The organism is Trebonia sp. (genome assembly GCF_049794275.1).
Lineage (GTDB): Bacteria > Actinomycetota > Actinomycetes > Streptosporangiales > Streptosporangiaceae > Trebonia.
The window spans coordinates 1-11,931 of sequence record NZ_JBARCR010000844.1 but is presented as its reverse complement, the minus strand read 5'-3'; the positions used below and the strand labels follow the sequence as shown (position 1 = coordinate 11,931).

12 protein-coding genes are annotated in these 11,931 nt (G+C 70.0%); 2 read left to right on the top strand and 10 right to left on the bottom strand.

All coding sequences use genetic code 11. The annotated features are described in order from the left end of the window. Together WA805_RS21910 and WA805_RS21905 are read right to left on the bottom strand one after the other, a co-directional pair. A partial coding sequence (locus tag WA805_RS21910) for a M20/M25/M40 family metallo-hydrolase (RefSeq protein ID WP_425243266.1) occupies positions 1 to 1,136 on the bottom strand: 1,136 nt, incomplete at its 3' end. Between the two features lie 30 nt (positions 1,137 to 1,166). Continuing rightward, the gene (locus WA805_RS21905; protein ID WP_422285488.1) at positions 1,167 to 2,174 is read right to left on the bottom strand and encodes a 1-aminocyclopropane-1-carboxylate deaminase; all 1,008 of its coding nucleotides are present in this window, start codon (positions 2,172 to 2,174) and stop codon (positions 1,167 to 1,169) included. A 97-nt stretch (positions 2,175 to 2,271) separates the two neighbouring features. Here WA805_RS21905 and WA805_RS21900 point away from each other — a divergent pair, with 97 nt between their 5' ends. Further along, positions 2,272 to 3,375 (top strand): class I SAM-dependent methyltransferase, encoded by a 1,104-nt coding sequence (locus tag WA805_RS21900; RefSeq protein ID WP_425243265.1) that lies wholly within the window; start codon positions 2,272 to 2,274, stop codon positions 3,373 to 3,375. A gap of 14 nt (positions 3,376 to 3,389) precedes the next feature. Here WA805_RS21900 and WA805_RS21895 read toward each other — a convergent pair whose 3' ends face one another. The 8 genes from WA805_RS21895 to WA805_RS21860 form a co-directional block, all read right to left on the bottom strand. Continuing rightward, on the bottom strand, positions 3,390 to 4,643 hold the full coding sequence (locus WA805_RS21895) for a DUF3500 domain-containing protein (protein ID WP_425243264.1): 1,254 nt from the start codon (positions 4,641 to 4,643) through the stop codon (positions 3,390 to 3,392). Next, positions 4,621 to 5,124, bottom strand: a complete 504-nt coding sequence (locus tag WA805_RS21890; protein ID WP_424560128.1) for an ATP-binding protein — start codon at positions 5,122 to 5,124, stop codon at positions 4,621 to 4,623. The genes WA805_RS21895 and WA805_RS21890 overlap by 23 nt, the downstream gene beginning before the upstream one ends. A gap of 88 nt (positions 5,125 to 5,212) precedes the next feature. Continuing rightward, positions 5,213 to 6,034, bottom strand: a complete 822-nt coding sequence (locus tag WA805_RS21885) for an enoyl-CoA hydratase/isomerase family protein (protein WP_422337280.1) — start codon at positions 6,032 to 6,034, stop codon at positions 5,213 to 5,215. A gap of 11 nt (positions 6,035 to 6,045) precedes the next feature. Next, positions 6,046 to 6,948 carry an alpha/beta fold hydrolase gene (locus WA805_RS21880; protein ID WP_422278058.1) on the bottom strand — a complete coding sequence of 301 codons (903 nt, stop codon included), beginning with the start codon at positions 6,946 to 6,948 and terminating at the stop codon, positions 6,046 to 6,048. 282 nt (positions 6,949 to 7,230) lie between these two features. Then, a complete protein-coding gene (poxB, locus tag WA805_RS21875) occupies positions 7,231 to 8,967 on the bottom strand; it encodes a ubiquinone-dependent pyruvate dehydrogenase (protein WP_425243263.1) in 1,737 nt (578 codons plus the stop codon). A gap of 29 nt (positions 8,968 to 8,996) precedes the next feature. Then, positions 8,997 to 9,521 carry a hypothetical protein gene (locus tag WA805_RS21870; RefSeq protein ID WP_422325637.1) on the bottom strand — a complete coding sequence of 175 codons (525 nt, stop codon included), beginning with the start codon at positions 9,519 to 9,521 and terminating at the stop codon, positions 8,997 to 8,999. 49 nt (positions 9,522 to 9,570) lie between these two features. After that, positions 9,571 to 10,824, bottom strand: coding sequence for an amidohydrolase (locus WA805_RS21865; protein ID WP_422278052.1), 1,254 nt, complete (start codon positions 10,822 to 10,824; stop codon positions 9,571 to 9,573). 6 nt (positions 10,825 to 10,830) lie between these two features. Then, on the bottom strand, positions 10,831 to 11,493 hold the full coding sequence (locus WA805_RS21860) for a Bax inhibitor-1/YccA family protein (protein WP_424560126.1): 663 nt from the start codon (positions 11,491 to 11,493) through the stop codon (positions 10,831 to 10,833). A gap of 99 nt (positions 11,494 to 11,592) precedes the next feature. Here WA805_RS21860 and WA805_RS21855 point away from each other — a divergent pair. Then, positions 11,593 to 11,931, top strand: a 339-nt coding sequence (locus WA805_RS21855) for a hypothetical protein (protein WP_425243262.1), incomplete at its 3' end; no start/stop codon positions are given.

The window sequence follows — 11,931 nt, the reverse complement described above, 5'->3', positions numbered from 1 at the left end:
GCCGTCCCGTCCCAGGCTTCGGCGAGGGCGGAGCGCGCGGCGGCGTAGGCCGGCCCGGCCGCCGGCAGCACGGTCGGCTCGCCCGCGTCGACGAGGGTGGTCGTGAGCCTGGCACCCCACGGGACGTGCTTTTCCAGGTGTTCCCTGAGGCGAATGGCGGCGTTCGCGCTGGTGTCCCCTGGCGCGAGGCGGACGGTGACGCGGGCGCGGGCAACCGGGACGAGGGTGTTGGAGGCGCCGGCGACCTTCGGGGCATCGAACCCGGTGACCGTGATGGCGGGCCGGCCCCACAGCCGCTCGACGGCGGAGCCGGTGCCGATCCAGCTGGTTCCCGGCTCGGCGCCGGACTCGGCGCGCAGCCGGTCCTCGGGGTAGTCCACATCGGCGGCGGCACCGGAGACGAGGCCGTCGACGGCTGGGCTGCCATCCTGGGTCCACAGCGTCGCCAGCAGCCTCGTCAGCGCCATGATCGCGTCCGGGACCAGTCCGCCCCACATGCCGGAGTGAACGGCGTGCCTGAGCGTGCGCACCTCGACATCCATCCGGATGAGGCCGCGCAGGCTGGTCGTGAGCGACGGGACGCCGATGTCCCAGTTTCCCGCGTCCGCGATCACGATGACGTCCGCGGCCAGCCGGTCGCGGTACTGGCGCAGCAGCTCGGGGAGGGTCCCTGAAGCGACTTCCTCCTCGCCCTCGATGAAGAACCGCACGGTGACCGGCAGGTCATCGCCCAAAGCACGCAGCGCACCGACGTGCACCGCGATCCCCGCCTTGTCGTCGGCCGCGCCGCGGCCGTACAGCCGCTCGCCGCGGACAACGGGCTCGAACGGCGGGCTGTCCCAGTCGGCGGGATCGTTCTCCGGCTGGACGTCGTGATGCGCGTACAGCAGCACAACCGGAGCGCCCTCGGGTCCCTTCCGCTCACCGATCACGGCCGGCGGGGCACCGTCGTATGCCCGGACGACCTCCGCCGCGACACCCTCAGCGGCCAGGAGCTGGGCCGTCTTCCGCGCGGACTTCTCCACCTCTGCCAGGCGCTCGGGGTCGGCGCTGACGGACTGAATCCGGACCAGAGCCTCAAGGTCGCCTAGCAGGCCAGGCAGCTGATCGTGCACACGGTTCTTAAGCTCGCTCACGGGGGCAACTCTACGACCCCGCGCTCCTGGTCAGTGGAAGACACCGCTGTAGGCGTTGAGGGCGGGCTGGCCGCCCAGGTGGGCGTACAGGACGGTGGAATCCCTGGGAATGTCTCCGCTTCGCACCAGGTCGATGAGGCCTGCCATGGACTTTCCTTCATACACCGGGTCGGTGATCATGCCCTCGAGGCGCCCGGTGAGGCGGATGGCGTCCAGGGTGGACCGGACGGGGATGCCGTAGAAGTCGCCGGCCCAGCCTTCCAGGACGGTGATCTCGTCGTCGCGCAGGTCCCGGCCGAGGCCAATGAGTTCGGCGGTGTTGCGGGCGATCTTTGCCACCTGGGCACGGGTCTCGGCTATCTTCGCCGAGGCGTCGATGCCGAGCACGCGGCGGGGGCGGTCCTGGCCGGCGAAGCCGGCGATCATGCCCGCCTGGGTGCTGCCGGTGACGCTGCACACCACGATCGTGTCGAAGAAGACGCCCAGCTCGCGTTCCTGCTGCCGCACCTCGACGGCCCAGCTGGCGAAGCCGAGGCCGCCGAGGGGATGGTCCGAGGCTCCGGCGGGAATCGCGTACGGGGTGCCGCCCGCTGACCGGACGTCGTCCAGGGCCCGCTGCCAGCTGTCCTTGAAGCCGATGCCGAACCCCGCCTCTACCAGACGGACGTCGGCCCCCATGATGCGGGACAGCAGGATGTTGCCGACCTTGTCGTTGACCGCGTCCGGCCAGTCCACCCAGCTCTCCTGAACCAGGACGGCCTTCAGGCCCGCCCTGGCGGCGACCGCGGCGACCTGCCGCGTGTGGTTGGACTGCACCCCGCCGATGCTGACCAGGGTGTCCGCGCCTTGCCTGAGCGCGTCGGGGATCAGGTACTCCAGCTTCCTGGTCTTGTTGCCGCCGAAGGCCAGCCCGCTGTTGCAGTCTTCTCGCTTGGCCCAGATGCGGGGGCCGCCGAGGTGATCGCTGAGCCGGTCCAGCGGATGCACGGGGCTGGGGCCGAACAGCAGGGGGTAACGCTCGAAGTCGTCCAGGGACATCGGTAGCTCCTCGCAGGGATGCGCCCGCATATTGCATCCCGCATGCCGATCCCCGTCAAGGGTCTGGCCGTTGCCTGACCGCTGTAACTTGAGTCGCATGACGACCGATAGCGGCCCGGCCGGCCAGGGCGGTCTGGCCGACCCTGCGGCGGCGCTAGCCGACCGGCTATTTCATGACATGATCGGGGCGCTGGAGCTGTTCACCGTGTACGTGGGCGAGCGGCTGGGGTTGTACCGGGCGCTCGCCATGGAGGGCCCGGCGACCTCGGCGGAGCTGGCCGGCCGGACCGGCACCACAGAGCGGTACGTGCGGGAATGGCTAGAACATCACGCGGCTAGCGGGCTGCTGGAGGTTGACGACCCGGCCGCCGGCCCGCTGGCCCGCCGCTACCGGCTGCCGCCAGCGCATGTACCGGTTCTGGCTGACCCCGATGACATCCGCTACCGCGCCCACAACGGCGTCGAGATCGCACGCGCCGGGCGGTGGCTGCCGCAGCTCGTCGAGGCGTTCCGCACCGGTGGTGCTCCGTCCCCGCTGCCCTGGGCACCGGAGGGCCGGGCCGAGTACAACCGGGCGACGTTCTTGAACCTGCTGGGAACCCGATGGCTGCCCGCCATCGCGGACGTGCACCGGCGGCTGCGCCGCGAGCCACCCGCCCGGGTGGCTGACCTGGCCTGCGGCCCTGGCTGGTCCAGCATCGCGATCGCGCAGGCGTATCCCCTGGTCACGGTCGACGGTTTCGACCTCGACGCCGATGTGATCGCCGCCGCCCGCCGCTACGCGGAGCAGGCCGGCCTGTCGGACCGGGCCACCTTCGCCGCGACCGATGCCGCCGGCCTGGGCACCGCTGGCCGGTATGACCTCGTGACCATCTTCGAAGGGCTGCACGACATGTCCCGCCCCGTGGAGGTGCTGCGGGCGGCGCGCGGCATGCTCAGCCCATCGGGCTCGGTCCTCATCGCCGATGAGCTGGTCGCCGAGGAGTTCACCGTCCCCGCCTCTGACCTGGAGCGTTACTGCTACGGCTGGAGCGTGCTGTCATGCCTGCCCAGCGCGATGGGGGATCCCGGTACAGCCGCCACCGGGGCCGTGATGCGTCCGGCCACGCTCGGCCGCTACGCGCGCGAGGCCGGCTTCAGCGGTGTGGAAACCCTCCCGCTCGAAACCGAGACCTGGCGCTTCTACCGGCTGTCCGCGTGATCCTCGCAGGGCGGTCAGGCCCCGGGGCGGTGCCCAGGATGCGCCCGTGCGTAGTGCATCCGCAGCAGGTCCATCCCGTAGTCGTTGCCGTTGGGGGTCCGGACGATCGTGTGGATGTGGAACCGCTCCGGCTCCTCGTTGGAGAGGAACACGCCAGCGTGCTCGTCGAACTCGATCATGATCACCGGGCTCTGGATCCGGTAGTAGAAGGGATGCTCGCCGTCGGTCTCGCCGATCCAGCAGAAGTGGGTGTCGTCGAGGTGGCGCTCGATCTCGGCCAGCCGATGCGCGCGCGGGCCGGCCGGGAGAACGAGGAACTCCCCAGCCAGCGCCATGAGCCGCTGGCGCTGGGAAGCGCTGAACGCCGACACCGGCACGCCCTCGTAAGGGATAACACGGTTGTCGCGGAAGGCGCCTCCGAGGTGCCGCTGGTCTGCCTGGTGCCACCTCCCTGAGGGCATCGCAGGATCCTTCAGCAGGTCGTAGACCACCGCCTGGCGCCGCAGCCCGGGCGAGAGCGAAGCCATGAGCTCGGCGCCCATTCGCTCTTCGTCGGCGAACAGGACCGCATCCCCGTACGGGCCCTCGGGCGCCCAGTTGGGCTCGGCGCCGAGAAATGTCGGGGAGATGACCATCTGACCGTCGACGATCACGCAGTTGAGGGCCAGGTGGTGGCCGGCAAGCTGCCAGCCCCACGGCTCTCGGTCCGACGGCTCACCGAAGAGGGTGAAGTTAAAGCTCCACTCCCCCAAGATGGCCGGGGCGCCGGTGAGGTCCCCCAGATAGCCATTGAGCCACATCGCGTGGCGAGTCTTGCCATAGCCCTGGTCATTCAGGCTCACGCGCAGCACAGCACAGATCGCGTCACGCAGGGCCGGGCTGATCTCGTCCATGCGCAGCCCGTAGACGAAGAAATAGATCTCGGTGTTGTTCCACATGCGCCATTGCCTGGCGTCCAGTGGCAGCAGCACGGTCTCGCGGCCCTCGTCATCGAGCAGGCCCAGCAGTCGCCTGACGGCCGAGACCATCTCGCCTACCGGCGCATCGTCCGGCACCAGGTCGAACAGGCCCCGAATCGGGGTGCCGTCGGTCGTGATCCCGGTGAACGGCTCGGTGATCAGCCGGGACCACGGGTCGATAAGAAGCTCCTGAGCGCGTGGATTACCGCGCGCGCTCTGGGCGTGGGCGTGGGCATCCTTGCCCTTCAGCCGGGCGACTTGCGGGTGGTCGAGCGGAAAGACGTAGTCACGGAACCTGGCTTGAGCCACGATCTGCCCTGCCGTTATCGGTGCTGATCAGATGCTGCCCGGCTGCTCCGGGCAGCCACTCCAGTGTCTTCTCGAAGTGGACGATCGTGCCCTGGCTTTCATTACCGGTCAGCTGCAGGTTGTCGGCCACCGCATCGATGATCTTGAGGCCGCGTCCATGCTCGGCATCGTCGGGTACCGGATCGCTGGTGACCGCGATCGCGCCGGCTCGCCTCCCGTCGCGGCCGGCTACCCAGGCGCTGCTGGTGTTAACGACTTCGATGGTGCACCGGCAGTTCCTGGCACTCACCTGCACCTCATATTTCTCGCCACGGCCCGCATGCTGAATGACGTTAGCGCAGGCCTCGCTGAGCGCCAGGGCGATGTCGGCGCGCGTGTCCGGTGTGACTCCGAGGGTCTGCAGGCAGCTGTCGAGAACCTGCCTGCTGACCGGCACGCTCGCGGCGTCACGAGGGAGATGGAGCGTCATGTTGATTTCCATGCCATCCTCCTCCGGCCGGGCGCCACCTGATGACTTGTCCCTCAGCCTGGCGATCCCAAACCAGCCACGCGGGCTACCCGAGGGTCGGTCACAGGGTTCCGAGGCGGTCGCCGAGGTCGAGTTCGAGCGGGCCACGGGTCTGCAGGCCGTGCGCGAACAGGGCGGCCGTGCGGTCCTGGGCCGCGTCCGACACGACCAGCTGGCGGAACCGCCGGGCGTCGGCGCGGATCGCGTCAGGGCCGGGCATGGTCAGCTCGTTGAGCAGGCGCTTAGCGGATCGCACCGCGTCGGCCGGGAACGATGCGACGCGCCGCGCGAGCCGGGCGACGAACGCGTCCAGTTCGGCGTCGGGCAGCGCCCGGTTGATCCAGCCGTACCGTTCGGCCAGCTCGGCACCGAAGTCGTCCGAGCCGAGAATCGCCTCCATGGCCCGGCCCCGCCCCATGAGCCGGGCCAGGTGCTGCACGCCGCCCGCGCCAGGAAGCGCTCCGCAGCCGACCTCGATCTGCCCCAGGATGGCGTTCTCCCGCGCGGCGAACCGCATGTCGCACGCTAGCGCCAGTTCGCTGCCCGCCCCGCGAGCCCGGCCGCGGATCTTCGCGATCGTGACAACCGGCAGCTCGCTGAGCTTGTGCCACAACATGCCGAGCGACGCATCCTCCGGCCCGCCCGCCTTAGCTGCTTCGGCGGTGTACTCCGCGACCTTGGTGAGGTCAACATGCGGGACGAAGTACTCCGGGTCAGCGCTCTCCAGCACCATGACCCTGGTCTCCTCGCCGGATTCCAGCGCGCCGAGCAGCCTGACCAGGTCACGCACCAGTTCCGGTCCGATCAGGTTCATCGGCGGCGCGTCGATCACCACGCTGAGCACGCCGTTGTCGGTCGGGGCGACCCGCAACGTGCGGTACACCTGGGGCATGGTCAGTTCTTGGCCGGCAGTTCGGGGGCGAAGAACTCGGTGAGCAGTTGCGTGACGCGCTCGGCTTCGTCGTGGTGCACCCAGTGCGAGGCGTTGGGCAGCCGCTCGACGCGGTCCAGGTTGGGGACGTCGTCGTGATCAGGCTCGGCGAGTTCTGGGCCGAGGTAGTGATCGCGCTCCCCCCAGATGACCAGGGTGGGTGCCTCGACCGGGCGAAGCGCCGCTTCCGCGCGCTTGGGCGAGGTCCTAACCGAGGACCGGTAGTAGTTGATCATCCCGGTGGCCGCGCCCTTCTGCGACCAGGCCTCGATGTAGCGATCGGTTTCCTCCTTCGTGAAGGCCGGGCGGGCATCGCTCAGGAAGTGCCGGAAGAAGTGCCAGTGGTTGGCGTGCACGACAGTTTCCGGTAGTTCCGGGAGATCGAAGAAAAAGAAGTACCAGGACTTGCGGAGCTGGCCCGGGTGGTGCAGTCCCTGCGATAGCTTCCGCGGGTGGGCGGCGTTGAGGATGGCCAGCCGCTCCACGACCTCGGGGTGGTGCATCGCCATGGTCCAGGCGATGGTCCCGCCCCAGTCGTGACCGACGAGCATCGCGGTCTCGGCGCCGCGCTCGTGGATGAGATCGCGGATGTCGGCGGCGAGCTTGTCGCCGTCGTAGGCCGCGACCTCTTTCGGCCGCGACGACAGGTTGTAGCCGCGCGTGTCGGGTGCCACGACGTGGAATCCCGCCGCCGCGAGCGGCTGGATCTGGCGCCGCCAGCCGTACCAGAACTCGGGGAAGCCGTGCAGCAAGACGACCAGCGGCCCGTCACCCGCCTCGACGTAATGCAACCGCTGGTCGCCGACCTCGGCGTAGCCTTCCCGTACGCCGCTGACCCAGTCTCCTTGCCCGTGCTGTTCCGCCATCTTGTCGCCCCCCTCGGGAATTGTTCCTAAGAAAACGTTAAGGAGTTCCGCCGCCGCACCGCTCCAGGGAGAACCCTGGTGATCCCCCTGGTCCGAGCCAGGCGCTTCCGCCGACTTTGCAGCCCAGGCGACCATTTCCCGGGCCGAGTGACCGGTCACAAGTGGTCACGCGGTGTGCAAAGTGCGCCCGCGTATGCAAAGACGTGGCCCTGGCCGCCTACGCCGATCACATCAGTCACTCCCGTGGCTGAGCCGCGGTCGTACTGGTCGTACGCGACGGCGTTATTCCACCTCGAGCTCGCGGAGGTTGGACTTGGTGAGCTCGACGAGCTGCTCTCCCCCGCCGGACAGGATCGTCCTGGTCGCGTACAGAGTGAAGCCCTTGAGCTGGCCGTAGGTCAGCTTGGGCGGCAGGGACAGCTCCTCCCGGACGGTGTGCACGTCCACGAGGGCCGGGCCGTCGTGGCTGAACGCCTCCCGCAGCGCGTCCGGCAGGTCCCCTGCCTTATCGACCCGGACACCGAACAGCCCGGTGGCCCTGGCTATCGCGGCGAAGTCGGGATTGTCCAGGTCGGTGCCGTAGTTGACGATCCCGGCCGCCTTCATCTCCAGTTCCACGAACGACAAGGCGCCGTTGTTGAACACGACGATCTTGACCGGGAGCCGCTGCTGGCGCAGCGTGACCAGCTCGCCGAGCAGCATCGCGAGCCCGCCGTCGCCGGACAGCGCGATGACCTGCCGGCCGGGGCTGGCGCCCTGCGCGCCGATGGCGTGCGGCAGCGCGTTGGCCATGCTGCCGTGGTTGAGCGAGCCGACCAGCCGGCGGGCGCCGTTCATCCGCAGGTACCTGGCGGCCCAGATGGACGGCGTGCCGACGTCAAAGGTGAAGATCGCGTCCTGGGCGGCGAGCTGGTCGACGGTGGCGGCGACGTACTGCGGGTGCAGCGGCGAGTCGTTCCGCCGGTCCCTGGCCAGCTTGTCCAGCCGTTCGCGGGCGCGCCGGTAGTGCGCGGTCATCCGGCCCAGGTGCAGTGAATCCGTCCTGGGTCGCAGCAGCGGCAGCAGCGCGTCGACCGTGTCCTTGACGGTGCCGACTAGCGGCGCCCGCACCGGGATCCGCTTGCCGATCTGCTCGCCCCGCACGTCGACCTGGACCACCGGCACGCCGTCGGGCAGGAAGGGCCGGTAGGGGAAGTCGGTGCCGAGCATGACCAGCGCGTCGCAGTGCTCCATGGCCCGGTACCCGGAGCCGAACCCGATCAGCCCGGTCATCCCCACGTCGTAGGGATTGTCGTACTCCACGTACTCCTTGCCGCCGAACGCGTGCACCACCGGCGCCTGCAGCGCCCCGGCCAGCGCGATCAGCTGGTCGTGCGCCCCGGCGCAGCCGGCCCCGGCCAGGATGGTCACGTCGCTGGCGTCGTTCAGCACCTGCGCGGCGGCCGCCAGCGACTGCTCGTCCGGGCGGACGACCGGCCGGGCGGGCCGGATCGGGACCGGATCGTGGTGCGACGGGGCGTCGGCGAGGAACACCTCGCCGGGCACCACGACCACCGCGACCCCGCCGCGGGCCAGCGCCGCGCGCATGGCCATCTCCAGCACCCGGGGCAGCTGCTCGGGAACGCTGACCAGCTCGCAGTACACGCTGCACTCGACGAACAGCCGGTCCGGGTGGGTTTCCTGGAAGTAGCCGCCGCCGATCTCCTCCCGCGGGATGTGCGCCGCGATGGCCAGCACCGGCACCCGGCTGCGGTTCGCGTCGAACAGCCCGTTGATCAGGTGCAGGTTCCCCGGCCCGCAGCTGCCCCCGCACACCGCCAGCTCGCCGGTCACCGCCGCCTCCGCGGCGGCCGCGAACGCGGCGCCCTCTTCGTGCCTGACATGCTCCCAGGTGATCGCCCCGTCCCGGCGCAGCGCGTCGGTGAACCCGTTCATCGAGTCGCCGGGGATTCCCCACACTCGTCGCACTCCCGACGCCTTCAGCGTCGCCACCATCACGTCAGCCACCGTCGTAGCCATCTGCTTTTCCTCCTGTCGTTCCCGGGTCGCTACAGGATCTTCGCGAGCAGCCAGAACGCGGTTCCGGTGCCCGCCCCGTAGCTCAGGTGCCCGGCCAGGTCCCAGGCCAGGGTCTTCGCGTCGTACTCCCAGATCGGCTTGTACAGCCCGGCCTCGGGCAGCACGACGTACCCGGTGATCCACACGATCGCGCCGAACGGCAGCCCGTACACCGGGCGCGGGTTGCGCAGCGATCCGGCCACGATCCCGTACCCGGCCGCCGCGGACGACCCGTAGGCCCAGTGCATGGCCGTGCTCACGGGAAAGGCCCACCGGTCGGGCAGCTCGCGGTGCGTGAAGCCCTCGATCACGCGCTTGGCGACCTGGCCGGGGGCGGGGGCCTTGTCCCAGCTGTCGACCGGCGCGAACTCCCACGCCAGCGGGTCTTCCGTGCCGCCAGAGCGGCGGTACTTGAGGTACTCCACCGCGTCCAGGCAGACCGTGCCGACGACGCCGGCCAGGATGCCTCCCGCGACCGCGGCGAGTGGTGTGAGCGGGTGCCTGAAGCCGTGCATCGAGTCTCCAATCGTTCGGGACGGGACGGGACGGGACGGGAGCCGGGGCTCAGTGCGGCGCGAGCCAGGCGAGCGCGCCCGCGACGAGGGCCTCGGTACCGGTTCGCAGGGTGGGCTGGAGCGGGGGCAAGAACGCCGGCGAGTGGTTGGTGGGCAGGTCGTCCAGGGTCCCGGCCTTCTCGGCCGCGAGGTAGGCCTGCTTGTCGGTGAACCCGATGGCCCAGTAGCAGTACGGGACGTGAGCGGCGTCGGGGATCTTGCTGAAGTCCTCGCTGACGGTCTGCCGGGGAATCTCGCCCGCCAGATCACCGAAATGCGCCGCGAACGCCTTCGCTACCCGGCCGGTGGCGGCCGCGTCGTTGTCAGTGACCGGGAAGGTGAAGATTGTCTCGAACTCCGGGTCCTTCGGTGAGCCGCTGGCCTCGCACTCGGCGCGCACGATCCGGTGGATGGCGTCCAGCATGCGCTGGCGGGTCACGGCGGAATAGCTGCGCATGTTGAGCTCGAGGACGGCGTGGCCGGGAATGACGTTGCTGCGCGTGCCGGCGTGCAGGCTGCCCACGGTCACGACCGCGGTGTCGCCGGGTGCGACCACGCGGGACACCACGGTCTGCAGCCGGACGACGATCATGGCGGCGAGCACTACCGGGTCGACGGCGTGCTGCGGCATGGAGCCGTGGCCGCCGCGCCCGTACACCGTGATCCTGATGCTGTCGGCGGCCGACATGAACGGGCCAGGGCACGTGGCCACGGTCCCGGCGATGCCGGGCAGCAGGTGCTGCGCCAGCGCGACGTCCGGGACGGGGATGCGCGTGAACAGGCCGTCGTCGACCATCTCCTGCGCGCCCTCGCCGGTCTCCTCGGCGGGCTGGAACAGCGTGATCAAGGTCCCGTTCCACTGGTCGCGCCGGGCGGCCATCAGGGTTGCCATGGTTGTCATGCAGGCCATGTGCATGTCGTGCCCGCAGGCGTGGTCGACGGACACCTCCTGGCCTTGAGCGTCCTTGACGGTGACGGTGCTCGCGAACGGCGCGCCGGTGGTCTCCCGCAGCGGCAGCGCGTCCAGCTCGCAGCGGAGCAGCACCGTGGGCCCGCTGCCGTTGGCCAGCACGCCCGTCACCCCGGTGCCGCCGATGCCCTCCTGGACCGTGAAGCCGTCGCCGCGCAGCCGCCCGGCGACGCGCCGGGCGGTCTGGTGCTCCTGGTGGGACAGCTCCGGGTGCTGGTGCAGGTCCCGGTAGAAGTCCTCCTGGCCGGGCCGCAGGTTCTCGTAGCCGGCCAGGATCTCGTCAATGGCGCTCATTACCGTTCAGCTCCTTTCCCCGCCGGAGAAGATCTCGAGGAAGAACAAGAACACGTTCAGGATGTCCAGGAAGATCGACGCCGCCAGCAGCGGCGCGGACGCGGCGTCGGTGTTGGTGCGCAGCCGCTGGAAGTCGAACATGACGAACCCGGCGAAGATCACCAGGCCGAGCACGGAGTAGACCAGGCCGCTGGCCGGGATGTTCACGAAGATCGCCACGATGCCGAAGATGATCAAGCCCACCAGGGCCCAGAACGCCACCCGCGCGACCGGGGCGAGGTCCCGGCGGGTCGCGTAGCCGGCCGCGCCGAATCCGGCGATGAACAACGCGGTCGCCCCGCCGGCCTGCCACAAGGCGGTCGGGTCCATGCTGCCGTAGTAGGCGATGGTCGGCGCCACGGCCAGCCCGATCAGCAGGCCGAACGCGGCCAGCAGCCCGACGGCCAGCTGGATCGAGCTGCGCACCGCGAACCGCATGCCGATCAGGCAGCCGAACGCGGCGATGAAGGCGATGATGCCGACCGCGCCGGTCAGGTTGCGGCCCAGCCAGGCGCCGAGGGCGAACAGCGCGGCCGTGATCGCGACGTAGCCCATGGTCTGGCTGAACAGCACGTGCGCCTGGTTGCGGGCGTCCGTCCCCATCCGCTGGTAGGTGAGTGAATCGGTCATGATGTCCTGCTCCTTCAGGTCGGCCGCCACCTATGCCTACGGTGGCGGGTGCCGGTCACCTGTCGCGCCTGTGAAAGCCCTGGCACGTACCCTGGTCGGATGAGCCGCAGAAGCCGCCGATTGTCGTATGAGCTGCTCGGCTGCGGCTGGCACGGGCACGCCCTCGTCGGGACCGACGCCGCGTCCGTGCGCCAGGAAGACGACCTCGTGGTCCGCGAGCAGGCGGGCCTGCGCTGGCACCGCTGCCTGCGGTGCGACGCGTGGCTGCCGCGGCCGGTCCCGGCTTCGCCTGACCGCCCGTTCCCGCCGGAGCGGGCTGAGATCACCCTCCCGCTCCGGGGCAGGGAGCTGCGGGAGCGGTACGTGCTGCGGCTGATCGCGGTGGACCGGGTGATCCACTGCGTGGTGCTGGCCGCGCTGGCCGTCGCGGTCTTCGTG